The sequence below is a fragment of the Alicycliphilus denitrificans K601 genome (assembly GCF_000204645.1).
Classification (GTDB): Bacteria; Pseudomonadota; Gammaproteobacteria; order Burkholderiales; family Burkholderiaceae_C; genus Alicycliphilus; species Alicycliphilus denitrificans.
In genome coordinates this window covers 2511300-2536327 of record NC_015422.1, presented here as the reverse complement: position 1 = coordinate 2536327, position 25028 = coordinate 2511300, and the positions used below count along the sequence as shown (strand labels likewise).

25 protein-coding genes and 2 pseudogenes are annotated in these 25028 nt (G+C 67.3%); 11 read left to right on the top strand and 16 right to left on the bottom strand.

Translation table 11 applies throughout. The features are described 5' to 3' along the window. Positions 1 to 102: 102 nt before the first annotated feature. The 4 genes from ALIDE2_RS12150 to ALIDE2_RS24980 all read left to right on the top strand — a co-directional run bounded on the left by ALIDE2_RS12150 (position 103) and on the right by ALIDE2_RS24980 (position 2281). The gene (locus ALIDE2_RS12150) at positions 103 to 657 is read left to right on the top strand and encodes a C40 family peptidase (protein ID WP_013519071.1); all 555 of its coding nucleotides are present in this window, start codon (positions 103 to 105) and stop codon (positions 655 to 657) included. Between the two features lie 175 nt (positions 658 to 832). Then, the gene (locus ALIDE2_RS12145) at positions 833 to 1084 is read left to right on the top strand and encodes a GlsB/YeaQ/YmgE family stress response membrane protein (RefSeq protein WP_013519070.1); all 252 of its coding nucleotides are present in this window, start codon (positions 833 to 835) and stop codon (positions 1082 to 1084) included. Beyond that, entirely contained in the window at positions 1081 to 1587 is a 507-nt protein-coding gene (locus ALIDE2_RS12140) for an EVE domain-containing protein (RefSeq protein ID WP_013722179.1), read from the top strand. The genes ALIDE2_RS12145 and ALIDE2_RS12140 overlap by 4 nt, the downstream gene beginning before the upstream one ends. A gap of 310 nt (positions 1588 to 1897) precedes the next feature. Next, positions 1898 to 2281 (top strand): hypothetical protein, encoded by a 384-nt coding sequence (locus ALIDE2_RS24980; protein ID WP_041700863.1) that lies wholly within the window; start codon positions 1898 to 1900, stop codon positions 2279 to 2281. On the opposite strand, the gene ALIDE2_RS12130 is transcribed toward ALIDE2_RS24980, so the two are convergent. Then, complete coding sequence (locus ALIDE2_RS12130; RefSeq protein WP_013519067.1) at positions 2278 to 3162, bottom strand: NAD(P)-dependent oxidoreductase; 885 nt, start codon at positions 3160 to 3162, stop codon at positions 2278 to 2280. The genes ALIDE2_RS24980 and ALIDE2_RS12130 overlap by 4 nt on opposite strands. A gap of 24 nt (positions 3163 to 3186) precedes the next feature. Between ALIDE2_RS12130 and ALIDE2_RS12125 the strand changes: the two are divergent. Next, positions 3187 to 3794, top strand: a pseudogene (locus tag ALIDE2_RS12125) (hypothetical protein); the annotation flags it as partial. Positions 3795 to 3821: 27 nt separating this feature from the next. On the opposite strand, the gene ALIDE2_RS12120 reads toward ALIDE2_RS12125, so the two are convergent. The 3 genes from ALIDE2_RS12120 to ALIDE2_RS25215 form a co-directional block, all read right to left on the bottom strand. Then, positions 3822 to 4763 carry a class I SAM-dependent methyltransferase gene (locus ALIDE2_RS12120; RefSeq protein WP_013519066.1) on the bottom strand — a complete coding sequence of 314 codons (942 nt, stop codon included), beginning with the start codon at positions 4761 to 4763 and terminating at the stop codon, positions 3822 to 3824. 117 nt (positions 4764 to 4880) lie between these two features. Next, entirely contained in the window at positions 4881 to 5858 is a 978-nt protein-coding gene (locus tag ALIDE2_RS12115) for a tripartite tricarboxylate transporter substrate-binding protein (RefSeq protein ID WP_238530005.1), read from the bottom strand. 29 nt (positions 5859 to 5887) lie between these two features. Beyond that, on the bottom strand, positions 5888 to 6262 hold the full coding sequence (locus tag ALIDE2_RS25215; protein WP_162470485.1) for an MmgE/PrpD family protein: 375 nt from the start codon (positions 6260 to 6262) through the stop codon (positions 5888 to 5890). On the opposite strand from ALIDE2_RS25215, the gene ALIDE2_RS12110 reads away from it, so the two are divergent. Both ALIDE2_RS12110 and ALIDE2_RS24975 read left to right on the top strand, forming a co-directional pair. Beyond that, positions 6227 to 6436, top strand: a complete 210-nt coding sequence (locus ALIDE2_RS12110) for a transposase (protein WP_238530151.1) — start codon at positions 6227 to 6229, stop codon at positions 6434 to 6436. The two genes, ALIDE2_RS25215 and ALIDE2_RS12110, sit on opposite strands and share 36 nt — an antisense overlap. A 50-nt stretch (positions 6437 to 6486) precedes the next feature. Further along, a complete protein-coding gene (locus ALIDE2_RS24975; RefSeq protein ID WP_158307693.1) occupies positions 6487 to 6984 on the top strand; it encodes a hypothetical protein in 498 nt (165 codons plus the stop codon). On the opposite strand, the gene tnpC is transcribed toward ALIDE2_RS24975, so the two are convergent. From tnpC to ALIDE2_RS12095, 3 genes are all read right to left on the bottom strand, one after another. Beyond that, a complete protein-coding gene (tnpC, locus tag ALIDE2_RS12105) occupies positions 6896 to 8410 on the bottom strand; it encodes an IS66 family transposase (protein ID WP_013516299.1) in 1515 nt (504 codons plus the stop codon). The genes ALIDE2_RS24975 and tnpC overlap by 89 nt on opposite strands. Continuing rightward, positions 8404 to 8826, bottom strand: a complete 423-nt coding sequence (gene tnpB / locus ALIDE2_RS12100) for an IS66 family insertion sequence element accessory protein TnpB (RefSeq protein WP_013722176.1) — start codon at positions 8824 to 8826, stop codon at positions 8404 to 8406. The genes tnpC and tnpB overlap by 7 nt, the downstream gene beginning before the upstream one ends. Positions 8827 to 8961: 135 nt before the next feature. Continuing rightward, on the bottom strand, positions 8962 to 9249 hold the full coding sequence (locus ALIDE2_RS12095; protein ID WP_148262966.1) for a transposase: 288 nt from the start codon (positions 9247 to 9249) through the stop codon (positions 8962 to 8964). A gap of 73 nt (positions 9250 to 9322) precedes the next feature. On the opposite strand from ALIDE2_RS12095, the pseudogene ALIDE2_RS12090 reads away from it, so the two are divergent. Next, positions 9323 to 9760 (top strand): annotated as a pseudogene (locus ALIDE2_RS12090) (integrase core domain-containing protein); the annotation flags it as partial. A 5-nt stretch (positions 9761 to 9765) separates the two neighbouring features. Here ALIDE2_RS12090 and ALIDE2_RS24970 read toward each other — a convergent pair. The 9 genes from ALIDE2_RS24970 to aceE form a co-directional block, all read right to left on the bottom strand. Beyond that, entirely contained in the window at positions 9766 to 9945 is a 180-nt protein-coding gene (locus tag ALIDE2_RS24970; RefSeq protein ID WP_013722175.1) for a hypothetical protein, read from the bottom strand. A 39-nt stretch (positions 9946 to 9984) separates the two neighbouring features. Then, the gene (locus ALIDE2_RS12085) at positions 9985 to 10683 is read right to left on the bottom strand and encodes a LysR family transcriptional regulator (RefSeq protein ID WP_013722174.1); all 699 of its coding nucleotides are present in this window, start codon (positions 10681 to 10683) and stop codon (positions 9985 to 9987) included. A 58-nt stretch (positions 10684 to 10741) separates the two neighbouring features. Next, on the bottom strand, positions 10742 to 12172 hold the full coding sequence (locus ALIDE2_RS12080) for a Fic family protein (protein ID WP_013722173.1): 1431 nt from the start codon (positions 12170 to 12172) through the stop codon (positions 10742 to 10744). A 66-nt stretch (positions 12173 to 12238) separates the two neighbouring features. Further along, positions 12239 to 13207, bottom strand: a complete 969-nt coding sequence (locus ALIDE2_RS12075; protein WP_013519060.1) for a Bug family tripartite tricarboxylate transporter substrate binding protein — start codon at positions 13205 to 13207, stop codon at positions 12239 to 12241. A 500-nt stretch (positions 13208 to 13707) separates the two neighbouring features. Then, on the bottom strand, positions 13708 to 14082 hold the full coding sequence (locus ALIDE2_RS12065) for a hypothetical protein (protein WP_013519059.1): 375 nt from the start codon (positions 14080 to 14082) through the stop codon (positions 13708 to 13710). Continuing rightward, positions 14072 to 14353: a hypothetical protein gene (locus tag ALIDE2_RS12060; protein WP_013519058.1), complete on the bottom strand. Its 282-nt coding sequence runs from the start codon at positions 14351 to 14353 to the stop codon at positions 14072 to 14074. The genes ALIDE2_RS12065 and ALIDE2_RS12060 overlap by 11 nt, the downstream gene beginning before the upstream one ends. 151 nt (positions 14354 to 14504) lie before the next feature. After that, the gene (lpdA, locus tag ALIDE2_RS12055; protein ID WP_013722172.1) at positions 14505 to 16334 is read right to left on the bottom strand and encodes a dihydrolipoyl dehydrogenase; all 1830 of its coding nucleotides are present in this window, start codon (positions 16332 to 16334) and stop codon (positions 14505 to 14507) included. A gap of 13 nt (positions 16335 to 16347) precedes the next feature. Then, a complete protein-coding gene (gene aceF / locus ALIDE2_RS12050) occupies positions 16348 to 17997 on the bottom strand; it encodes a dihydrolipoyllysine-residue acetyltransferase (protein ID WP_013722171.1) in 1650 nt (549 codons plus the stop codon). A gap of 18 nt (positions 17998 to 18015) precedes the next feature. Further along, positions 18016 to 20712: a pyruvate dehydrogenase (acetyl-transferring), homodimeric type gene (gene aceE / locus ALIDE2_RS12045; protein ID WP_013519055.1), complete on the bottom strand. Its 2697-nt coding sequence runs from the start codon at positions 20710 to 20712 to the stop codon at positions 18016 to 18018. Positions 20713 to 20908: 196 nt separating this feature from the next. Between aceE and ALIDE2_RS12040 the strand changes: the two genes are divergently transcribed. The 3 genes from ALIDE2_RS12040 to folD all read left to right on the top strand — a co-directional run bounded on the left by ALIDE2_RS12040 (position 20909) and on the right by folD (position 25015). Then, on the top strand, positions 20909 to 23461 hold the full coding sequence (locus tag ALIDE2_RS12040) for a PAS domain S-box protein (protein WP_013722170.1): 2553 nt from the start codon (positions 20909 to 20911) through the stop codon (positions 23459 to 23461). Next, positions 23458 to 24084 (top strand): response regulator transcription factor, encoded by a 627-nt coding sequence (locus ALIDE2_RS12035; RefSeq protein ID WP_013519053.1) that lies wholly within the window; start codon positions 23458 to 23460, stop codon positions 24082 to 24084. Before ALIDE2_RS12040 ends, ALIDE2_RS12035 begins: the two co-directional genes overlap by 4 nt. An 82-nt stretch (positions 24085 to 24166) precedes the next feature. Beyond that, entirely contained in the window at positions 24167 to 25015 is an 849-nt protein-coding gene (folD, locus tag ALIDE2_RS12030; RefSeq protein ID WP_013519052.1) for a bifunctional methylenetetrahydrofolate dehydrogenase/methenyltetrahydrofolate cyclohydrolase FolD, read from the top strand. Positions 25016 to 25028 lie beyond the last annotated feature (13 nt).

Here is a 25028-nt window from a genome sequence, read left to right as displayed (position 1 = left end):
ATGCCTATGGCGTGACGCATTTCATTGAAATTCAAACAAATCAACGATTTGCGACATTCCGGGGGGGTGCCGCCGGCCATTCCCGTGGTACCCTCGCGCTCCATGTTCCGCCGGTTCTTCTTTTTGTTACTGTTTTGTGCGAATGCTTACGCAGCTCCCGCAGACGAAATGGAACGCATGCTGGCCGAACGCGGCCTGATCGTGCAGCTGCAGGAAATGCGCCACAGCGTCGCCGACCGCACATCCGACCTGATCTCCACCGCCATGGGCTTCATCGGCGTGCCCTACCGCCGTGGCGGCAGCAGCGCGGAAACGGGGTTCGACTGCAGCGGCTTCGTGCGCACCATCTTCGAGCAGGCTAAGGGCATGGTGCTGCCGCGCCGCGCCAACGAGCAGGCCGCGGCCACCGAGGTCATCGATAAGAAGGACCTGCAGCCGGGCGACCTGGTGTTCTTCAACACCATGCGCCGGGCCTTCAGCCACGTCGGCATCTACGTGGGCGACGGCAAGTTCATCCATGCCCCGCGCTCGGGCGCCAAGGTGCGCGTGGAGGACATGGGGGCGTCCTACTGGCAGCGCCGCTTCAATGGCGCCCGCCGGGTCACGCAGGACGATGTCGACACGGCTGCCGCCATCACGGCCTCGGTGCCGCGCTGACGGGCGGCAAGCATCCCCCAGCCACCGGCCGCCCTTTCGCGGCCGGTTTGCATTGGAGGACTCCATCCAGACGTCCGCTTGTCCGACATGCAGGCGCCGCGGCCGGGCCTAGAGTGGGGCCTTCCGCCGCCCCTGCCAGGGTTTGCCCATTCCTCCTGCGAAAGCCTCTACCACCATGATGAGTTTTCTCGGCATCGTGCTGATCGGACTGGTCGTCGGCCTGCTGGCCCGCGCCATCAAGCCTGGCGACGACAAGCTCGGCTGGCTCACGACCATACTGCTGGGCATCGCCGGCTCCTTCGTCGCCACCTACGTGGGCGTCGCCATGCACTGGTACCAGCAGGGCGAGACCGCCGGCTGGATCGCCTCCGTCGTCGGCGCGATCGTGCTGCTGGTGCTCTACGACCTGCTGCGCCGCAAACCATGACGTTGCCCGAACGGCCGGCCCGCTACTGGCTCATGAAGTCCGAGCCCGACGAGTGCTCCATCGACGACGCCCTGGCCGCCCCCGGCGCCACCGTGCCCTGGACCGGCGTGCGCAACTACCAGGCGCGCAACTTCATGCGCGACGAGATGCGGATCGGCGACGGCGTGCTGTTCTACCACTCGGGCTGCCCCGAGCCCGGCATCGCCGGCATCGCGCGCGTGGCCTCGGGGGTGCGCGCGGACCCTGCGCAGTTCGACCCCGCATCGCACTACTACGACCCCAAGGCCACGCCCGACAAGCCGCGCTGGCTGCTGCTGGACGTGCAGGCGATCCGCAAGACGCGGCTCGTCAGGCTGGCCGAGCTGCGCGCGCACCCGGCGCTCGCGGAAATGCGCGTGCTGCAGCGCGGCAACCGCCTGTCGATCACGCCGGTGCAGGAGCAGGAATGGGCGGCGATCCTGCGCGACTGCCTCGGCGGGAAGGCGGCGGGCCAATCCAACTGAAGACGCGAGCAACGCCGGCGGCCTATGGTGGCGGTGCAGGAGCAGCACCGTGCGCCCCCTCCGCCCGGCGGCGCCCGTACCGGGAGCGCGGCCATGACGATGGTCGATCCGGTCAGCCTTGCCAATGAGCCGCTGCTGGCGGCCATCGCCTGGAGCTACTTGGCGATAAATTCCACGCGCATCGTCACCTACGTGCCGCAGATCGTGGCCGGCCGCCTGGCGCTGCACCGACGGCGCGCGAGCGATCTCGCTGCTGACCTGGGGCTCCTGGGCGGTTTCGCACTTCAGCGGCCTGGCCTACGGCACGCTGGTGCTGCACGACGCGTTCTTCGTCGCGATCACGACGATCAGCCTGCTGGGCTGCTGCAGCGTCACCGCCATCGTGGCCGCGCACCGCTGGCGCCTGCGCCGCCGCCAGCCAGTTGCGCAGACGGCCCCGGCCGGGCGCAGCACGCCGCGCCATCCGCCCGCCTGGACGGGCACGGCACGCCTGCTCGTGACGGCCCGCGCGGGCGCGCTGGGAGCCCGCCCCCGCCAAGGCCACGACCGCGCCGCCGATGGCCTCGCTGTCGACGGCCGCCCTGCTCCCGCCGGATGCGCTGCGCGCCGACGCGACCCTGGGCCTGCCCTACACCAGCCCGAGGTGCTGCGCTCGGGCCTGATCCAGCACCAGCGCTTTCTGGATAAGCGCTAGAGCGTGTTTTTACCCAGAATCGCAACCAGCTCGGGCACCAGCCGCTGCGGCCCGCCCTCGGCCACGGCGCTGGCGAAGGTGTCGTGCACGGCCTGGGCGATGCCATGCGCGGCGGCGCCGTCCTGCGCCATGGTGGTGTAGTAGCCCATGTCCTTGAGCGCGTTGGACATGAAGAAGCGCAGCCCGGACGGGTCCTGCTGCAGCAGGTAGGGCCGCAGGCGCTCCAGCGCCACGCCGCCGCCGCCGCCCTTGGCGAGCACGTCCACGAACACCTGCGGCGAGACCTGCGCGGCCAGCGCGCAGGCGGCGGCCTCGGCGATCAGCGCCACGCTGCCCAGCGACACGTAGTTGTGCAGCAGCTTCATGCGGTGGCCGCTGCCCACGGCGCCAGTGTGGGTGATGTTCTCGGCAAAGCACTGCAGCAGGGGCAGGCATTCCTGCAGCAGCTGAGCGTCGCCGCCCACGAGCAGGTTCAGGCGGCCCTCGGCGGCCTCCCGGGGCGTGCGCGTCATGGGCGCATCCAGGAAGCGCCCCCCAGCCGCCGTCACGGCCCTGGCCACCGATTCGGTGGACGCGGGAATGGCCGTGGAGCAGTCGATCACCACCGTGCCCGGCTGCAGCGTGGCCAGCGCGCCCTGCTCTCCCAGCAGCACTGCCTCGACCTGCGGCGAGCCGGTCACGCACAGGATCAGCACCTGCACCTGCCGCGCAAGGTCCTGCACCGTTGCGGCGCTGGCCACGCCCAGGGCGCGCAGCTCGTCCAGCGGCTGGTTGCCGGGGTGCTCCAGCACCGTCAGGGCATGGCCCTTGCGCGCGATGTTCAGTGCGATGCCGTGGCCCATCAGGCCCACGCCGACCAGGCCGATGCGGGGAGTGTTCATGTGTTGCTCTCTCGAGGACAGGGAATGCCCGATTGTGGCCCGGCCGGCCCATGGCGCGCCGCCACCCTGCTCGGGCTGCTGCTGGCCACGCTGCTGATGGTGGGCATCCGGCAGCTGTTCATGCAGACCATGCAAAAGCGCCGCGAGCGCGAGAACCGGCAGATCAACGAGCGCCTGAAGACGCTGATCGCGGCCTACAAGACGCTGGGCGGCTCGTTCACCGGGTCGCTGCACGTGCGCCCCACGCACCTGCGCGAGCTGCGGCAGGCCGGGCCCGAAGAGGCCGCCGCCAGCTCCGGGCGCCAGCGCCGCACGCGCGACGCGGTGAAGGCCGCTCTGTCCGACGTGATCCTTCTGGGCACGCCCGAGCAGGTGGCGCTGGCCGCCACCGCCGCGCGCGGCCTGGCGGCGGGCCGCAGCATGGAGACGGCAGCGCTCGTCGTGTCGCTGCGCCAATTCATCCGCGAGGCGCCGGACCTGGAGCCCATCGCACCGGCACCGAGATTCCCCCGCAAGGCCCGCTGCGCCCCGGCTCCGGCCAGGGCGGCGGGGAAGAAGGCGGCGGCGCGGGCATGGGCGGCATGGCCGTGGGCGCCGGCCTGCACCGGGCCACGAGCGGGCGACCCGGACGATCCCGCCGCATCCGCCCGAGAGCGTGTTCAGGCCCTGAACACCAGCACCTTCAGCGCGCGCCCCCCGTCCACGTCGGCGAACGCGGCCGGGTTCGGCACGCGCCCCGCGAAAGCCAGCGGCGGCGCCAGGTCGTCCACCAGGCCGCGCACGAAACCCTCGCCCAGCTCGGGCGCGTTCAGGCACAGCAGCGCATGGCCGCCGGGCGCCAGCAGGCCGGGCAGGCGGCGCACCACGCGCGCATAGTCCTTGGCGGCGACGAAGCTGCCCTTCTGGTAGCTGGGCGGGTCGGCGATCACCAGGTCGTAAGGCCCGCCGCGCGCGATCCTGCCCCACGACGCGAAGATGTCGTGCGCCAGGAAGCTCGCGCCGTCCAGGCCGTTGAGCCGGTGGTTCTGCTGCCCCGTGGCGATCGCACCGCGCCCCATGTCCACGTTCACCACCTGGGCCGCGCCGCCCGCCAGCGCGGCGACCGAAAAGGCGCAGGTGTAGGCGAACAGGTTGAGCACGCGCGCGCCCCGCCCTTCGCGCGCCTTGAAGTCAGTGGCCCATTCGCGCACCCAGCGGCGCCCCTCGGCCATATCGAGGAACAGCCCGTGGTTCTGCCCACTCAGCACGTGCACGCGAAAGCGCAGCCCGCCCTCGGTGACGACGTGCGGGTCGGGCACGCCGCCCGCCATCAGCCGCGTATCGCTGCGCCCCTGCAGGCGCAGCGCCTCGCCCCGATGCTGGAACACCCAGTGAAGCAGCTCGCCCGGCGCCAGCTGCGCCCAGCGCGCCCGCAGCGCATCGCCGACCGCAGCCAGCTGCCCTTCGTCCACCGGCGCGAAGCTGGTGAGCACGAAGACGGGCGGGTAGGCGTCGAGCGTCCACTGCTCGCAGCCCGGGTGGAGCCCGCCCCGGCCGTGGAAGATGCGCCGCGCATCGCCCGGCGGGGGCATGGCGGCAATGGCGTCGAGCAGGGCTTGCATGGGAGGCGGGAAGTTGAATGCGGCCCGATTCTGGCATGCGCCAGGCCGCCGGACGATCCCGCATGAAAATGGCCTCCGACGCTTTGCCGGCAAGTGCCTGCAGCTATCGAATCAGGATCAGAGAGCGATGCCCGTCTCGCGGATCACCTTGTCCCAGGTGGCCACTTCCCTGGCGATGCGCTCGCGCGCATGGTCGGCGCTTTCGGTGACCACTTCCACGCCCAGGCCCGAGAACCGGGCGTTCACCTCCGGCTCGCGCAGCACGGCGTTCAGGTCGGCGTTGAGCTTTTCGACCATTGGCGCGGGCGTGGCCGCCGGCGCGGCGATGCCGAAGATGGACACCACGTCGTTGCTCATCTTCACGCCCTGCTCGGCCAGCGTGGGCACGCCGGGCAGCGCCGCCACGCGGCTGGGGCCGGCGATGGCCAGCGCCTTGATGCGGCCGGTCTTGAGGTTGTTGATGGCCGTGGTGGTGTTGACGAACATAGCCTGGATCTGCCCGCCGATCAGGTCCGTCACGCCGGGCGTGGAGCCCTTGTAGGGCACGGCCAGCATGTCGGTGCCGGTGGCGCGCTTGAACATCTCGCCGGCGATGTGCTCCAGCGAACCGTTGCCGGTGGTGGCGATGGAGAGGCCGCCCGGCCTGGCCTTGGCCGCCTTGATGAAGTCCTGCAGGGTGTTCACGCCCAGGACGGTCGGCACGATGAGCACGTTGGGCAGATAGCCCACGATGGCCACGTGCTGGAAGTCCTTGAGCAGGTCGTAGCCCATGCTGGGGCCCATCAGCTTCTGGTTGATGGCGTAGGTGGTCAGCGCCGTCATCAGCAGCGTGCTGCCGTCGGGCCTGGACTTGGCCACGAACTGCGCGCCGATGTTGCCCGAGAAGCCCGGCTTGTTGTCCACGATGACGGGCTGGCCGCGCAGCGCGCCCAGGCGCTGCGCGAGCACGCGGGCCATGGCGTCCAGCGAGCCGCCGGGCGGGTAGCCGACGATGATGGTCGTCTCCTTGCCCTGCGCCTGCGCAAGGCCGGCATGGGCAGCCAGGGGCGCCGCCGCGGCGGCGAGCAGGAGCCGGCGGCGGGAAATGGAAGGCATGGCGGAAAACATGGCAGCGGTTCCTTTCTTCAAGCGCAGGGAAGGGCAAGTGCTCGCGCCAGTTCGCGCGCCGAGCAGGGTTGGGGTGAGTGAAGCGCCTGCAGCAGGCGCCGCGCCTTCGCGGTGCCGAGCACCGGCGCGGCGCAGGCCATGAACTTGGCCTCGTGCTGCGCGGGCGACAGCGGCATGCTGGGGTGGCCGCAGGGCTTGGCCTGGCGCCGGCGCAGGACTTCCCGCCCGTCCCGCAGTGAAGTCCCCTCGAAAACCTGAACCACCCGGAAGTAGAGAATTCCCCCGGCAGGAGTCTCTACGTGAAAAAATCCAGATTCAGCGAAGCCCAGATAGTGGGCATCCTCAAAGAAGTCGAGATGGGTGCCAAGGTCGGTGAGACGTGCAGAAAGCACGGCATCAGCGAGCCGACGTACTACAAGTGGAAGAGTCAGTTCTCGGGCATGACGGTCTCTCACCTGGCGCAGCTTCGCCAACTGCAGGACGAGAACGCCAAGCTCAAGCGTATGTACGCCGACCTGGCGCTGATGCACCACGCGCTCAAGGATGTCGTTGATCGAAAGCTCTGACCCCGGAGCGTCGCAAGATGGTCGTTCAAACCCTCGTGGACGAGCACGGCATGAGCGAGCGACGTGCCTGCCAGGCCAGCGGCATCGCCCGCTCCACCCTGCGCTACCGAGCCGTTGCGCGCGACGACTCCGGGGTCATCGCCTTCATCCAGACGCACATGGCGCTCAACCCGCGTCACGGCTTTGGCCTGCTGTACGACAGTGCCCGTCACCAAGGCAAGCCCTGGGGCAAGACGGTGCTCTGGCGTGTGTACTGCGAACTGCGGCTGAACCTGCCACGGCGCGGCAAGAAGCGGCTGCCCGCGCGCATCAAACAGCCACTACAGGCCGCTGGCCAACCCAACCAGGGCTGGAGCTGCGACTTCATGGCCGATGCGCTGTGGTCCGGCAGGCGGTTTAGGACCTTCGTAAGCGCACGGCAAACCCATGTTGACCGCCGCTGGCGGCCATGGCTGATGATCAGATATCGATGGGTTGCCAGCGATGCGGCAGCAGTTCTTCAATCCGGCTGGCCTTGTGCGTGGGCAGCCGGGTCAGCACATCCTTGAGATAGGCATATGGGTCGTGCCCGTTCATGCGCGCTGACTGGATCAGGCTCATCACGGCGGCCGCCCGCTGGCCCGCGCGCAAGCTGCCGGCGAACAACCAGTTCGAGCGCCCCAGGGCCACAGGCCTGATCTGGTTTTCGATCCAATTGTTGTCCGGCGGCAGCTGCGGGTCATCGACGAAGCGCGTGAGCGCTGCCCAGCGCTTGAGGCTGTAGTCCAGCGCCTTGGCCGTCGCCGAGTTGCCCGCCACCTGCTGGCGTTGCAGCACCATCCACTGGTGCAACGCGTCCAGAATGGGCCGACTGTGCTGCTGGCGCACCTGCAACCGCTCTGGTGCCGCCAGGGGCTGAACTTGCCGTTCGATCTCATAGACCCGGGCGAACTGCATCAGGGCCAATTCGGCGATCTGGCTCTTGCCCGCTGCGTGCAGGTCGAAGAACTTGCGCCGGGCGTGTGCCAGGCAACCGGCTTCGGTCACGCCCTGGCTAAAGCTGGCCTTGTAGCCGGCATAGTCGTCACAGATCAGGCTGCCGCGCCAGTCCCCCAGAAAGGCGCGGGCGTGTTCTCCGGCGCGGGACTCGCAGAAGTCATAGACCACGGCCCGCGTGGCTTCAAACGCTCCCGGGGCATAGGCCCACAGGTAGGCCCGGTGCGTTTTACCGCTGCCCGGCTTGAGCATGGCCACCGGGGTCTCATCACCGTGCAACACCCGGTGGCCGAGCACCTCGGCCTTCAGGGCATCGACCAGCGGTTGCAGCCGCGCACCGCAGGTGCCTACCCACTGCGCCAGGGTGGATCTTGGAATCGCCAGGCCGGCGCGACCAAAGATGTTCTCCTGCCGGTACAAGGGCTGGTGATCCTGGTACTTGGCCACCAGCACTTGGGCCAGCAGGCCGGCAGTCGGGATGCCTTTATCGATCACATGGGCCTCGACCGGCGCCTGGGTGATAGTTTCGCACTGGGTGCACGCCCACTTGCCACGGATGTAGCGCTCCACGGTAAACACGCCGGGCACGTAGTCCAGCTTCTCGGCCACGTCTTCGCCGATGCGCTGCATCCGGCAGCCACAGGCGCAGGTGGTCGACTCAGGCTCGTGGCGGATTTCGCGGCGCGGCAGGTGGGCCGGCAGCGGCTGGCGTTTGGGCTGTTGCTTGGCTTCGGGCGCAGCCGCAGGCGGCTGGAGTTGCTCAATCTCGACAGCGACCGCCGCCAGGTCGGCATCGATCTCGTCTTCCAGCAGGCTCTTCTGATCGGCGCTGTGCCGCTCGGATTGGGCGGCGAACTTCAGCCGCTTGAGCAGCGCGCACTCATAGGTGAGCTTCTCGTTGAGCGCGCGCTGGTGACGCAGTTCGGCCAGCAGGCGCTGGGTCACTTCGCGCAGTTGCTCTGCGTCCAGTTCGCTCAGGGCTTGCTCGTCGATCACCATGGCTGGCAGTGTGCCCGCTCACCCTGGGTCCAGCCATTGACGCATCTCCCGATTGCCACGGCCACGCCCTTGCGCCGACGATTCAGACCACGCTGATGGCACCTTGCGAGCCCACACGCTGCCAGGGCAGGCCCAGGCACCAGGGCGTTGAGCTGGGCGTGTTCCAACGCCACGTTCGGACTGCCCGCAGGTGCCCAGACAAACTTGCCCTGGTGCAGCCGGCGCGCGGCCAGCCACAGCCCCACACCGTCATGTACCAGGACCTTCAGGCGATTGGCTCTCTGGTTGGCGAAGACGTAGGCATGGTGCGGGTGGGCCGCGCCGAAGGTGGCGATCACCCGCGCCAGGGCCGTGTCCGTGCCCGCGCGCATGTCCAGCGGGGTGGTGGCCAGCCAGGCCTCATCGATACGGATCACCGCAACAACTCCCGCAGCATCTGGGCGCACTCGGCGGCGCCAGACAAGGGCCAGTGCACGGTCACGGACATGCCGGGGCGCTGGCATTCGATGCGGATGCCGTCCGCTGGCGTTGGCAAGGACGCGGATGGCAGCTCACCAGCAGACGCCGGCGGTACTGCGCTCAGGTCGATGGGGATAAAGGCCGGGGTGGGAAGCAACGACTGCAGTGCTGACGCCAGCTTCAAGACGGTGAAATCCCTGCGCCCATTCCTTGAGCCAGCGGTGTAGCACGTTGGCGTTCATGCCATGTTGCAGGGCCACCGCCGCGACCGATGCGCCTGGCTGTCGGCAGGCAGCCACCAGCTCGGCCTTGAATTGCGGGGTGTAGGTGCGGTGCGTGCGCCGCTGCGCATAGCGCGGGGTCTGAGGGTCTTTGAGCATCGTGTCCACGCCAATGTTGCGTGCACACGATCTTGCTCAGCCTTACCACCTCATTCAAGATGGGTTCGCCAGCCGCATACGGACCTTCAACGTCATCGACGAGTTCAACCGCGAAGGCTTGCGCATCGAGGTCGACACCAGCCTGCCGGCTGCTCGCGTCATCCGGGCCTTGAACGAACTGGTGGAAGTACGCGGTGCACCGCTGTCGATTCGCTTGGACAACGGCCCGGAGTTCATCGCCCATGCTTTAGCGCAATGGGCGCAGAGCAAGGGCATTGCTCTCAATCACATCCAGCCCGGAAAGCCCACGCAGAACGCCTATGTCGAACGATTCAACAAGACCTACCGTACCGAGGTGCTCGATTGCTACGTCTTCGACAGCCTGCAGGAGGTGCGTGACATGACGGCCGACTGGCTGCACCGATACAACCACCATCGACCCCACGAAGCCCTCGGCCGAATCCCACCGGTCGAATACCGTGTCAAACTGTTCCCCAACCTCTACTTCTGATTGGCTCAGAAATTCGAGGGGACTTCAAGGACGGCCAGCCCCAAGTGATAGCGCTTGTCATAGTTGCTATCACGAATCTCCTTGACCAGCCGGTCAGGTAGGCGGCAGTGCAGTTGCACGTCATCAGCGTTCAGGCCCGAAGGAAGTTTCTCGTAGCCGACGAATCTGTACCGGTAGCTCGACATCAGCGTCCTCCCCAATGCAGAAGACACTATAAAACGCTGCTAAGTTGTTGTCGCTAAGGAGTTTTTTGACTCAGGATTCCGATTTTGCAACGAAACCGAGATCACCCCGGCCTGCACGTGGGCGAACCAGTCCTGCCACGCGGAGGGGCGGGTGAACTGCTGCAGGAGCGTGGCGCGCGCAAGGTCGGCGGGCGTGCGCAGGTCCAGCAGGCGCCGGTAGTGCGCGCTGCACACGGGGCGCATGTCCTCCTCGAACAGAGGCGTGCACACGGCGCCGGGCCACGAAGGCTCACCGTAGTGGATGGCGGCGTCGAACGGCTCCGCGTCGAAGTTGAACGGCGCGCTGCGCGACACGAGGTTCAGGCTGACATGCCCGTGCGCCGCGAAGAACCCGGGCAGGCGCGGCACCAGCCACTTCACCGCGAAGGTGGGCACGGCGGCGAGGTTGAGCAGTTCCTTGTCGCCGCTGGCCATGGCCTGGTGCGTCACCTCGCCCAGCTCGCGCAGGATGCGGCGCACCTCGCGCAGGTAGCGCTCGCCCGCGCTGGTCAGCAGCACGCGCTGGCGCACGCGTGCGAACAGGGCCACGCCAAGCTGCGCCTCCAGCAGGCGCACCTGCTGGCTCACGGCGCCCTGCGTCAGGTGCAGCTCGTCGGCCGCGCGGCGGAAGTTCAGGTGCCGCGCGGCGCACTCGAAGGCCGCGAGCGTGGCGGTGGATGGCAGGCGGGTGCGTTTCATCGTCTTTTATATGAAAATGCCTCCAGCACCCATAAAAAAAGCGCTTGAAGCTACCAAATCAATAGCATCCCTGCGCCGCGATCCAATCCCGCCACTGCCCGGGCCGCAGGCGGTAGCGGGCCAGCACGCCTTCGTGCAGGCGGCGCAGCTCGTCGAGGATGAGGGCCTGCACAGCGGCGCGCTCGGGCCCGGGCACGTGGGCGGCCACGGCCTGCTTCACCAACCCCACGGCGTCGGCGCCGGGCCGGGTGACGACGGCGTGCACCGTGTCCTTGATGAGCTGGCGCCACGCCAGGCGCAGCGGGTCGGGCTCGGCCAGGGTCTGGCGGATGGCGACGTATTCCTGCGTGCTGCGCTCGTAGGCCCAGACGAGCAGGTCGCGCAGCAGCTCCACCCGGCCCATCTCGCACACGCCCAGCATGGCGCGCGCGTAGAGCTCGGGCGGCACGTCCACGAAGGTCAGCGGGCACAGGTTGGCGCGGAACAGCGGCAGATTGGCCGCCAGGCGCGAGGTGCGCTTGTTGATGTCGGCGAAGGGCTGCAGGTACGGCAGGTGCACCATCATGAAGAACGCCTGCTCGAACGGGTCGGCGATGGCGTTGGCCTTGGCGATGAGCACGTCGACCAGTTCGTCGAGCACCTGCGGCGCGTCGAGCGGGCGGAACACGCTCTGGCCGATGTCTACCGCATGCTGGCGCACCCTGCCCTCGTCGGCCGGGTTGGGCAGCAGGTTCTCGGCCAGGGTGGCGTGCAGGTTCATCAGCAGGTAGCGGCTGAACGGCGGGCCGGGCTGGGCCGATGCGTCCACCAGCAGCTCGATCGCGGCCTTGTGGTTCAGGATCATCTGCGTCTCGATGCGCGCCTTGCCCTCGGCCGCAGTGCCATGGCGGATCAGCTCGCGCGTGTCCAGGCGCGAATAGGTGTTGCCCTCCAGGTGGCTCGACGCCCAGGACAGGTCGATCAGCAGCCGGTCGAGGACCGCGCGGCTGTACGTGCCCGCAGGGGCCTGCTCGTCGGGCGTGCGCCCCATGGCGTGCAGCTGGCGCCGCACGGGCTCGGGCAGGTAGAAGATGCGCCCGGGCACGTAGCCGTCGATCCAGTCGCGCTGGTAGCCCACGGGCGCGCGGGCCGTGAGCGGCTGGCTCACGTAGGCCCAGACCTCGCGCCCCTCGGGCGAGAGCGCGAGGCCGCTGGGCAGGTCGTCGGTGCTCCAGGAAGACTCGGCACTCTCGCGCACCTGGTGCACGGCGGCGGGCGGCGGCATGGCGCGCACGGCCACGTAGCGCCGCCCCCGCCCCGCCCCGATGGCGCGGGCCTGCCCCGCCTCCACGCATTGCGCCAGCCAGCGCTGGGCCGTGCGGCGCGGTACGCCGGGTAATTGCGCCAATAATTGCGCCACGGAGGCACCCTGCGGACCCGCGCCGCGCAATGCCCGCAGCAGGAGATGCGGCGAAGCAGGCGGATTGGCGGTATCAGCGGGAGGACTCATGATGGCGCGATTATGGCGCAATTACAGAAATGCGCCACGACCCGCCATGTCCCAGAAGATTCGCGCTCAGTCCACCGAAGCCCCGGACTGCTTCACCGCCTTGCCCCACTCCGCGATCTCGCTGGCGACGAACTGGTCCATCTCCTGCGGCGTGGTGGGCGTGGGCTCGGAGCCGCGGTCACGGATGAACTTCTGCATCTCCGCGCTGCGCAGAATGCCCACCGCCTCGCGGTTGAGGGTGTCGATGATGGCCTGCGGCGTGCCCTTGGGCGCCATCAGGCCCAGCCAGCCGACGGCCTCGAAGCCCTTGAACTCGGGCAAGCCCGATTCGGCGATGGTGGGCACGTCAGGCAGCTGGGACGAGCGCGTGCTGGAGGTGACGCCCAGCGGCACGGCCTTGCCCGCCTGGATGTTGGCGAGCCCCGCCGTGACCGAATCCACCATCAGTGGCACCTGCCCGCCGATGAAATCGGCCTGCGCCGGGCCGCTGCCTTTGTAGGGAATGTGTTCGATCTCGATCTTCGCGCGGGCCTTAACCATCTCGGCGCTCAGGTGCTGCGTGCCGCCGATGCCGGCGCTCGCGTAGCTCAGCTTGCCGGGTTCGGCGCGGGCCCTGGCCACAAGGTCGCGCATGGATTTGATGCCGCTGCCCGGATGTGCCAGGAACACCAGCGGCACCTTGGCGACGAGCGTGATGCCCTGCAGGTCCTTGCGCGGATCGAAGTTCACCTTGCGGTAGAGCGTCTGGTTCACCGCCATGGCGCTGCCGGCCACCAGCAGCGTGTAGCCGTCCGGCTTGGCGCGCACCACCTGCTCGGAGCCGATGTTGCTGCCCGCGCCCGCCTTGTTCTCCACCACGATGGCCTGCCCCAGCCGGGGCCCCAGCCTTTCCGCCAGCGCGCGGGCGAAGATGTCCGTGGCCTGCCCCGGAGGGAACGGCACGACGAGCGTGACGGGCCGCTCGGGCCATGCCGCGAACGCGGCGCCCGAAAAAGCCAGAGCGGCGGTCATCGCCACGGCGATCTTCTTGAACATGGGTCCATCTCCTTGTGTTTTTTAGATAAAAAGCCGCACAGCCCTTTCTGAAACTGCGTGGGGTGCTATTGATTTGACAGCGCCGCCAAGATTGTAGACCCGCTCCGCCTGCCTGAAATGGGTAGGGAGTTAGTCACTTGGAACAAGCCCTGCTTCCCGCATGACTCGCTGCTCGTCGTCATGCGAGATCCAGAATGCCGCCTTTGGCCCGTCCCCCGGGTCATAGAGGAAATACGTTATGAAGAACTTGAAGTCGAGTGGATGGCCAGCCTGCTTCTCGAATGTCATATGCCGATGGACTTTGGCCATGGTGTATTTGTCGTCGAGGGGCGTTGCCTCCACATGCAGATACGCCGTTAGGGTCGCCGGCCATGAACTCGGCCGTATATAGCGAGGACATAAGGTCTGGATCAAAGGAATCCGCCCCTTCCTCATAACGGGCAAAGAACTCATCGACATTCACCATTGCCGTCCTTTGAGGCGGGGCCGCAGCGATGAATTCAGACCTTGGTGCTTCCCGACCCACTCGGCTTGGCATCCTTTCCCAATAGATAACCTGCAATGGCGCCAAAAAGACCCACTATTGGCGTGAGCTGTTCGTTGCTGAAGCCGGTTATCAATAGCAAGGCCGAAAGCCCTACGATACTCAGGATTCCGAATATCCTCAGGATTTCCGACGCCTCCGCATTTCGCCTCCACAGCAAGGTGGTGCAAAGAATCAGCGAGATCATCATAAAACCCAGCACCGATATCGAAAGGTATTTCACCAAGGACTCGGACCAAGGCTGGACTGACGATCCAGATGCCGATGCAACGGTCTGGTTGAAGGCGTTCTGGGCCTTGTCCATTGCGGCTAGCGCGTCTTCAATGGCCATTTGATGCCCCCTTGTCTTCCAGTTTCTTGACTCTCTGCTCGAGCAGCTTCAATTGCTGCGCCAGTTCCTTGATGGCGTCTGTCTGGCTGTTTATCAGCAACCTCTGCTGCATGAGTGCCTCTTGGTCCGACCCGGGATTTCTGGGAATATCGGGTCTTTGTGCGCTAGGGCCAGGGTCTCTGGGAAGCCCTCCCGGTATCGCGGGCACCTGCTGCGCATTGCACAAGGCGGGCAGGCCCGCCAGCAGAATCAGTGCAAGGTTTGATTTCATCGAGCCTGCCTCCTTGGTTTTCAATGTTTAGACAATGAATCGCACGCAAACTGCTGAAATCAACGGCAGTTTAAACCTGTAGGCAGGAATGGAATAAAAAAGCCGCGCAGCCCTTGCGGAGCCTGCGCGGCCAGCTACGAGAAAAGTAGCGTTACTTGCGCTGCGGCGGCACGTCCGTGCAGCTGCCGTGGGCGATCTCGGCGGCCATGCCCATGCTCTCACCCAGCGTGGGGTGCGGGTGGATGGTCTTGCCGATGTCCACGGCGTCCGCGCCCATCTCGATCGCCAGGGCGATCTCGCCGATCATGTCGCCCGCATGCGTGCCGACGATGCCGCCGCCAAGGATGCGGCCGTGGCCATGCGCCTCGGGGCTGTCGTCGAACAGCAGCTTGGTGTAGCCCTCGTCGCGGCCGTTGGCAATCGCGCGGCCCGAAGCCGTCCAGGGGAACAGGCCCTTCTTCACCTTGATGCCCTGGGCCTTGGCCTGGTCTTCGGTCAGGCCCACCCAGGCGACCTCGGGGTCGGTGTAGGCCACGCTCGGGATCACGCGGGCGTTGAACGCGGCGGATGCCAGCGCCTTGTCGCCCTGCAGCTCGCCGGCGATGACCTCCGCCGCCACATGCGCCTCGTGCACCGCCTTGTGCGCCAGCATGGGCTGGCCCACGATGTCGCCGATGGCGAAGATGTGCGGCACGTTGGTGCGCATCTGGATGTCCACGTTGATGAAGCCGCGGTCCGTCACCGCCACGCCGGCCTTCTCGGCGCCTATCTTCCTGCCGTTGGGCGTGCGGCCCACGGCCTGCAACACGAGGTCGTAGGTCTGCGGCTCGGGGGCGGTACCGCCCTCCTCGGCCGGGGCGAACGTGACCTTGATGCCCTCGGGCGTGGCCTCGGCGCCCACGGTCTTCGTCTTCAACATGATGTTGTCGAAGCGGTGGGCATTCATCTTCTGCCAGACCTTGACGAGGTCGCGGTCGGCGCCCTGCATCAGGCCATCCAGCATCTCCACCACGTCCAGACGCGCGCCCAGCGTGGAGTACACCGTGCCCATCTCCAGGCCGATGATGCCGCCGCCGAGGATGAGCATTCGCTTCGGCACGCCCGCCAGCGCGAGCGCGCCGGTGGAATCGACCACGCGCGGGTCGTCGGGCATGAAGGGCAGGCGCACGGCTTGCGAGCCCGCGGCGATGATGGCGCGCTGGAAGGCCACGACCTTCTTGCCGCCGGTCTTGTCCTGACCACCGCCGGTAGTTTCTTCCACCTCCACATGGTTCGCGCCGACGAAGCTGCCGTAGCCGCGCACCACGGTCACCTTGCGCATCTTGGCCATGGCGGCCAGGCCGCCGGTCAACTTGCCAATGACTTTTTCCTTGTGGCCGCGCAAGCTGTCCACGTTGACCTGCGGCGCGCCGAAGTCGATGCCAGCGCTCTTCAGGTGGCTCACCTCGTCCATCACGGCCGCGACGTGCAGCAGCGCCTTGGACGGGATGCAGCCCACGTTGAGGCACACGCCGCCCAGCGTGGCGTAGCGTTCCACGATCACGACCTTCAGGCCCAGGTCGGCCGCGCGGAACGCGGCGGAGTAGCCGCCGGGGCCGCCGCCCAGGACGAGCACGTCGCACTCCACGTCCGCCGTTCCGCCGAAGCTGCTTGCTATCGCGACAGGAGCTGCCGGCGCTTGGCTGGCCGGCGCTGGAGCCGGTTTTTCCTGTACAGGTGCAGCCGCGGGCGCGGCCGCGCCCTCGGCCACCTCCAGCGTCAGCAGCACCGAGCCCTCGGCCACCTTGTCGCCCAGCTTGACCTTGAGCTCCTTGACCACCCCGGCATGGCTGCTGGGGATTTCCATGGAGGCCTTGTCGCTCTCCACCGTGACCAGGCTTTGCTCGGCCTTGATGGTGTCGCCCACCTGCACCAGCACTTCGATCACGCCGACCTCGGCAAAGTCGCCGATGTCCGGCACCTTGATGTCAATCACTGCCATGACGATGTCTCCTTCACAGCAGGATGCGGCGGTAGTCCGCCAGCACTTGGCCGAGGTAGGCGTTGAAGCGCGCGGCCGCAGCGCCGTCGATCACGCGGTGGTCGTACGACAGCGACAGCGGCAGCGTGAGGCGCGGCACGAACTGCTTGCCGTCCCACACGGGCTTCATCTGGCCCTTGGACAGGCCCAGGATCGCCACCTCGGGCGCGTTGATGATGGGCGTGAAGTGCGTGCCGCCGATGCCGCCGAGCGACGAGATGGACATGCATCCGCCCTGCATGTCGGCCGCGCCCAGCTTGCCGTCGCGCGCCTTCTTGGCCAGTTCGCTCATCTCCTGGCTGATTTGCAGGATGCCCTTCTTGTCGGCGTCCTTGAGCACGGGAACCACCAGGCCGTTGGGCGTGTCGGCCGCGAAGCCGATGTGGTAGTAGCTCTTGTAGACCAGGGTGTCGCCGTCCAGGCTGGTGTTGAACTCGGGGAATTTCTTGAGCGCGGCGACGACGGCCTTGATGACGAACGCCAGCATGGTGACCTTGACGCCGCTCTTCTCGTTCTCCTTGTTGGTGGAGACGCGGAAGGCTTCGAGCTCGGTGATGTCGGCCTCGTCGTTGTTGGTGACGTGCGGGATCATCACCCAGTTGCGGTGCAGGTTGGCGCCGCTGATCTTCTTGATGCGCGAAAGATCCTTGCGCTCGATCACGCCGAACTTGCTGAAGTCCACCTTGGGCCAGGGCAGCAGGTCCATGCCCACCCCGCTGCCGCCGCCGGCCGGGGCCTTGGCGGCCTGGGCCTGGGTCTGCACGGCGCCGCTCATGACGGCGCGGGTGAAGGACTGCACGTCCTCTGCCGTGATGCGGCCCTTGGGGCCCGTGCCCTTGAGCTCGGCCAGCGGCACGCCCAGTTCGCGGGCGAACTTGCGCACCGAGGGGCTGGCGTGCGGCAGCCGGCCCGATGGCGTCGCCGTGGGGTCGTGCGCGGGCGCGGACTGCGCGGACGCCGGTGCTGCAGCCGCGGCAGCCACGGGCGCGGCCGGTGCCGCCGCGGGGGCGGGGGCAGGCGCCGGCGCGGCGGGCGCTGCCGGGGCGGCGCCTTCGAGCACCGCCACCAAGTCCCCGATGTTGACCTTGTCGCCCAGCTGGACCTTGAGCTCCTTGAGCACGCCGGCCGCGGGCGACGGGATCTCCATCGAGGCCTTGTCGGATTCGACGGTGAACAGCGACTGCTCGACGCGGATGTTGTCGCCGGGCTTGACCAGCAGCTCGATCACGGCCACATCCTTGAAGTCGCCGATGTCGGGCACGCGCACCTCGATGCGGCCGCCTGCCGCGGGCGCTGCGGGCGCCGCCGCGGGCGCTATGGATTCCGCAGCTGCCAGCGCTTGGCTGGCGGGCGCCGGAGCCGGTTTTGGCTCAGAAGCCGCCGCGTCGGCCGTTTCCAGCTCGGCGATCACGCTGCCCTGCTTGACCTTGTCGCCCAGCTTCACTGTGAGCGCCTTCACGACGCCCGCGTGGCTGGACGGGATCTCCATCGAAGCCTTGTCGGACTCGACGGTGATCAGCGACTGCTCGGCCGCGACCTGATCGCCGGGCTTGACCAGCAGCTCGATCACGCCCACCTCGTCAAAGTCCCCGATGTCGGGTACCTGGATCTGAATCAATGCCATGGTTCTCTCCCTCGGTCCTCAAGCGTGCAGCGGGTTGATCTTGTCGGCGTCGATGCCGTACTTGGCAATGGCCTCGGCCACCTTGGCGGCGGGCAGCCGGCCCTCGTCGGCCAGCGACTTCAGCGCGGCCACGGCGATGTAGTGGCGGTTGACCTCGAAATGCTCGCGCAGGCGATAGCGGAAGTCCGAGCGGCCGAAGCCGTCCGTGCCCAGCACGGTGTAGGAGCGGCCGGCCGGGATGAAGGCGCGGATCTGCTCGGCGAAGGCCTTCATGTAGTCGGTCGATGCGACGACCGGGCCGCCGTGGTCCGCGAGCTGCTGGGACACGAAGGACGGGCGCGGAGCCTCCAGCGGGTGCAGCAGGTTCCAGCGCGCCGTGTCCTGGCCCTCGCGGGCGAGTTCGGTGAAGCTCGTGCAGCTCCACACGTCGGCCTGCACGCCCCAGTCGGTGGCCAGGAGCTTCTGCGCCTCCAGCGACTCGCGCAGGATGGAGCCCGAGCCCAGCAGCTGCACGCGCAGCTCGCCCTGCGCGCCGGCCTTGCACAGGTACATGCCCTTGAGGATCTGCTCCTCGGTGCCGGCGGCGAGGCCCGGCATGGGATAGTTCTCGTTGAGCAGCGTGATGTAGTAGAAGACGTTCTCCTGCTTCTCCACCATGCGCTTGAGGCCATGCTGCATGATCACCCCCACCTCGTGCGCGAAGGTCGGGTCGTAGCTCACGCAGTTGGGAATGGTGGACGACAGGATGTGGCTGTGCCCGTCCTCGTGCTGCAGGCCCTCGCCGTTGAGCGTGGTGCGCCCGCTGGTGCCGCCCAGGATGAAGCCGCGCGCCTGCATGTCGCCCGCGGCCCAGGCGAAGTCGCCGAAGCGCTGGAAGCCGAACATCGAGTAGTACACGAAGAACGGGATCATGATGCGGTTGTTCGTCGAGTACGACGTGGCCGCCGCGATCCACGAGCACATGCCGCCCGCCTCGTTGATGCCTTCCTGCAGGATCTGGCCGGCAACGTCTTCCTTGTAGTACATCACCTGGTCGCGGTCCACCGGGGTGTAGCGCTGACCCAGGGGGTTGTAGATGCCAATCTGGCGGAACAGCCCTTCCATGCCGAAGGTGCGCGCCTCGTCCACCAGGATGGGCACGACGCGTGGCCCCAGCGCCTTGTCGCGCAAGAGCTGCGTGAGGAAGCGCACGTAGGCCTGCGTGGTGCTGATCTCGCGGCCCTCGGCCGTGGGCTCCAGGATGGCCTTGAAGGTGTCGAGCGCGGGCACCGTGAAGCTCTCGTCCGCATGGGTGCGGCGGTGCGGCAGGTAGCCGCCCAGGGCCTGGCGGCGCTCGTGCAGGTACTTCATCTCCGGCGTGTCGTCGGCCGGCTTGTAGTAGGGCAGCTTGTCGAGCTCGCTGTCGGGGATCGGGATGTTGAAGCGGTCGCGGATGTAGCGGATGTCCTCGTCGTCCAGCTTCTTGGTCTGGTGCACCGTGTTCTTGGCCTCGCCGGCCTTGCCCATGCCATAGCCCTTCACGGTCTTGACCAGCAGCACCGTGGGCTGGCCCTGGTGCGCGTTGGCGGCGTGGAAGGCGGCGTACACCTTCTCGGGCTCATGCCCGCCGCGGCGCAGCTCCCAGATCTCGTCGTCGGACAGGTGCTCTACGAGCTTGAGCGTCTCAGGGTACTTGCCGAAGAAATGCTTGCGGATGTAGGCGCCGTCCATGGCGCGGTAGGTCTGGTAGTCGCCGTCGAGCGTCTCCATCATCACCTGCTTGAGCTTGCCGCTCTTGTCGCGCGCCAGCAGCTCGTCCCAGCCCTTGCCCCACAGCAGCTTGATCACGTGCCAGCCCGCGCCGCGGAAGTCGCCCTCGAGCTCCTGGATGATCTTGCCGTTGCCGCGCACCGGGCCGTCCAGGCGCTGCAGGTTGCAGTTGATGACGAAGATCAGGTTGTCCAGGTTCTCGCGCGCGGCCAGGCTGATCGCGCCCTTGCTCTCGGGCTCGTCCATCTCGCCGTCGCCCAGGAACACCCAGACCTTGCGGTTGTCCGTCTTGGCGATGCCGCGCGCGTGCAGGTACTTGAGGAAGCGCGCCTGGTAGATCGCCATCATCGGGCCCAGGCCCATGCTCACGGTGGGGAACTGCCAGAAGCCCGGCATGAGCTTGGGGTGGGGGTAGCTCGACAGGCCCTTGCCGCCGACTTCCTGGCGGAAGTTCTCCAGCTGCTCCTCGGTGATGCGTCCCTCCAGGTAGGCGCGCGCGTAGATGCCCGGCGCGCTGTGGCCCTGGAAGTAGATGCAGTCGCCGCCGTGACCCTCGCTCTCGGCGTGCCAGAAATGGTTGAAGCCCGCGCCCCACATGGAAGCGAGCGATGCGAACGATCCGATGTGCCCCCCCAGGTCGCCACCGTCGTGCGGGTGCAGACGGTTGGCGCGCACCACCATGGCCATGGCGTTCCAGCGCATGTAGGCGCGCAGGCGCTTCTCGATGGCGATGTTGCCGGGGCAACGCGCCTCCTGGTCCGGCTCGATAGTGTTCACGTAGCCCGTGTTGGCCGAAAACGGCAGGTCGATGCTGCTCTGGCGCGCCTGTTCGAGCAGCTGCTCCAGCAGGAAGTGGGCGCGCTCCGGCCCCTCTTTCTCGATCACCGCAGAGAGCGCTTCCAGCCACTCGCGTGTTTCTTGTTGGTCGATGTCGCTTGCGCCTAGGCCTTTGGTTGGGTCGGACATAGCCGGTGTCTCCTTGTCAAATCGGTGGTGATGGGAGGGATAGTGCCCGAAGTTTCGCACAGTTTTTTAAAATTTCAAATGGTGCTCGTTGATTTCTTAATATGAAATATTGCTGCGAACGCACATTATTTCTTCAGATGAAATGGCACCCGGCCCAGCCCGCGAAAATACGGGGCTCGCTCTAAACTCGACTCCCATGGACCCCGCCGAAACATCTGCCCCCCCCGCCGCCGCCGCCGTGAAAGCGCCGGCCCGCTGGTGGCGTTCCTGGTGGCGCAGCCTCTCGCCCGGGCGCCAGGACCGTTTCGCCGCGCTGGCGCCGCTGGCGTCCGTGCTGATGTTCATGGCCGCCATCGCGGTGTCCTTCTGGTATTTGCGCACGGAAGAGATCGAGCGCGAGAAAGAGGCCCTCAAACGCGACGTGGAATATGCCCAGCAGCGCGTGCGCCTGCGCCTGCTCGAACGCCAGGAGCAGGTCATGCGCATCGCGCGCGACCTCTCCAACGGGGACCTCACGCGCAGCGACTTCGTGGGCCGCGCCGAGGCGCTCATCAGCCAGTACCCCGAGCTGCAGGCCATCACCTGGATCGACGAACGCCGGCGCATCCGCGCGAGCCACGCCGCCCCCACGGTGACGAGCAACCAGCTGCGCGTGAGCGGCGAAGTGCTCAAGACGGGCGAGGCGGCAGACCTCTTCAGGCTCGCGCGCGACATGCAGCAGCCGGTGTACTCCCAGCCCGAGGCTGGCAGCGACGACGCCGCGCCCCTGCTGCAGTTGCAGGTGCCGCTGTCGCCGCAGGGCAAGTTCGGCGGCGTGGTGCTGGCGGAATACTCGATCGACAGCCTGCTGCGCTACGCCACCCCCACGGAGGTGCTGGCGCGCTACGCCGTCACGCTCATCGACGGCCAGGGGCGCACACTGGCCGGCACGCCGCTGGCGCCCCGGCACAACGCCCTGCTGCCCTGGACCACCAGGGCCAACGAGTACGAGATCCCGGTCTCCCCCGTGGGCAACGGTCTGGTGCTGCGCGCCCAGGCCTACCGCACCTCGCTGGGCATGGTGGGCAGCGGCCTGTTCTGGCTCGTAGGCACGCTGAGCGCCATGACCACGTGGATGCTGATCGCCACCTGGCGCCATACGCGCCGGCGCATGCAGGCCCAGCAGGCGCTGGTGGCGGAGACCAATTTCCGCCGCGCCATGGAAAACTCCATCCTCACCGGCATGCGCGCGCTGGACCTGGAGGGCCGCATCACCTACGTGAACGCCGCCTTCTGCCAGATGACAGGGTGGACCCAGGAAGAGCTGATCGGCCAGACCCCGCCCTACAGCTACTGGCCCGAGGCCGAGTACGAGAAGCTGCACGCCAACCTGCGCGAGGAACTCTCGGGCAAGACCGTGCCCGGGGGGTTCCAGGTGCGCGTGCGGCGCAAGAGCGGCACGCTGTTCGACGCGCGCCTGTACGTCTCGCCGCTGATCGACGCCCGCGGCCAGCAGACGGGCTGGATGACGTCGATGACCGACATCACCGAGCCCAACCGCGTGCGCGAGCAGCTCACGGCCTCGCACGAGCGCTTCACCATCGTGCTCGAGGCGCTGGACGCCTCGGTGTCCGTCGCACCGCTGGGCAGCCAGGAGCTGCTGTTCGCCAACCGCCTGTACCGCCAGTGGTTCGGCTCGCAGACCAGCGGCCACCTGGAGATGGTCGCGCAGGCGGGCGTGCTGCCCGCGCACGGCGGCGGCGTGGACGGGCACGAGGACGACAGCCTCATGGGCCTGCTGGCCTCCGATCCCCTGGCCCATGCCCACTCGGAGAACGCCGAGATCTACCGGCCCGACCTGGGCAAGTGGCTGGAGGTGCGCTCGCGCTACCTGAACTGGGTGGACGGGCGCCTGGCGCAAATGGTGATCGCCACCGACATCACGCCGCGCCGCCAGGCCGAGGAACTGGCCGCGCGCCAGGCCGAGCGCGCCGAGTCGGTGAGCCGCCTCATTACCATGGGCGAGATGGCCTCGAGCGTGGCGCACGAGCTCAACCAGCCGCTCACCGCCATCAGCAACTACTGCAGCGGCATGGTCTCGCGCATCCAGGGCGGCCAGCTCAGCGAAGAGGCCCTGCTCGCCGCGCTGAAGAAGACCGCCCACCAGGCCCAGCGCGCGGGCCAGATCATCCAGCGCATCCGCGCCTTCGTGAAGAAGAGCGAGCCCAACCGCACGCTGGCCGACGTGCACGAGATGGTCAGCGAGGCGCTGGAGCTGGCCAGCATCGAACTGCGCCGCCACAACGTGCGCCTGACGCATTACGTGGCGGCCCGCCTGCCCCAAGTCATGGCCGACACCATTCTGATCGAGCAAGTGCTGATCAACCTGATGAAGAACGGCGCCGAATCTATCGCCCAGGCCCAGCGCCCGCCGGCGCTGCGCAGCGTGGAGCTGCGCGTGGTGCCGCGCCAGGTGGACGGCTGCGACGTGATCGAGTTCTCGGTGCAGGACACCGGCAGGGGTTTGGCGCCCGAGGTACTGGCCCATCTGTTCGAGGCCTTCTTCTCCACCAAGAGCGAGGGCATGGGCATCGGCCTGAACCTGTGCCGCAGCATCGTCGAATCGCACCACGGACGCATGCACGCCGAGAACCTCTACAATGCCGACGAGGTCACCGGTTGCCGGTTCTCTTTCTGGCTGCCGCTCGCCAACACGGCCGAGACCACTATCAATTCCGCAGCAACGTCAACCCCTGGGACTATTGCATGAGCTTGATTCCGAAAAAAGGCACCGTCTATGTCGTCGATGACGACGAAGCCGTCCGCGATTCACTTCAGTGGCTGCTCGAAGGCAAGGACTACCGCGTACGCTGCTTTGATTCGGCCGAGTCCTTTCTCACCCGCTACGACCCGCGCGAGGTGGCCTGCCTGATCGTGGATATCCGCATGGGCGGCATGACCGGCCTGGAGCTGCAGGACCGGCTGGTGGAGCGCAAGTCGCCCCTGCCCATCGTGTTCATTACCGGCCATGGCGACGTGCCCATGGCCGTCAACACCATGAAGAAGGGCGCGCTCGACTTCATCCAGAAACCCTTCGACGAGGAAGAACTGCTCGGCCTGGTCGAGCGCATGCTGGACCGCGCCCGCGAGGCTTTCGCCGGCCACCAGCAGGCCGCCAGCCGAGACGCGCTGCTGTCCAAGCTCACCGGCCGCGAGGCCCAGGTGCTCGAGCGCATCGTCGCCGGCCGCCTGAACAAGCAGATCGCCGACGACCTGGGGATCAGCATCAAGACCGTTGAGGCGCACCGCGCCAACATCATGGAAAAGCTCAACGCCAACACCGTGGCGGACCTGCTCAAGATCGCCCTGGGGCAGCAAGCAGCCAAGGCCTGAACGCTATCATTTCCGCAGCTGCCGGCGCATACCTGTCAAGCGCTAGGCAGCTTTTTCATTTGTATCTCTCGAAAATCCAGACATGACTGCCCAACTGATTGACGGCAACGCCCTCTCGCGCCAGCTGCGCGCGCAAGTCGCCCAGCGCACCCAAGCACTGAAGGCGCGCGGCATCACCCCGGGCCTGGCCGTCGTGCTGGTGGGCGACAACCCGGCCAGCCAGGTCTACGTGCGCAACAAGGTCAAGGCCTGCGAGGACGTGGGCTTCCACTCGGTGCTGGAGAAGTACGACGCCAGCATGACCGAGGCCGAGCTGTTGGCGCGCGTCGAGGCGCTGAACAACGACCCGGCCATCCACGGCATCCTGGTGCAGTTGCCATTGCCCAAGCACATAGACGACCACAAGGTCATCGAGGCCATCTCGCCCCTGAAGGACGTGGACGGCTTCCACGTCGCGAGCGCCGGCGCGCTCATGGTGGGCGAGGTCGGCTTCAAGGCCTGCACGCCCTATGGCTGCATGAAGATGCTCGAATCCATCGGCATGAAGGACCTGCGCGGCAAGCACGCGGTCGTCATCGGCCGCAGCAACATCGTCGGCAAGCCCATGGCCATGATGCTGCTGGCGGCCAACGCCACGGTCACCATCTGCCACAGCGGCACGGCGGATCTCGCCGCCATGACACGCCAGGCCGACATCGTGGTCGCCGCCGTGGGCAAGCGGGGCGTGCTCACGGCCGACATGGTCAAGCCCGGCGCCGTGGTCATCGACGTGGGCATGAACCGCAACGACGAGGGCAAGCTCTGTGGCGACGTGGATTTCGACGGCGTGAAGGAAGTGGCTGGCTACATCACCCCCGTGCCCGGCGGCGTCGGCCCCATGACCATCACCATGCTGCTGGTCAACACGCTCGAAGCGGCGGAGCGCCTCTGAGCTTGAACCCCTG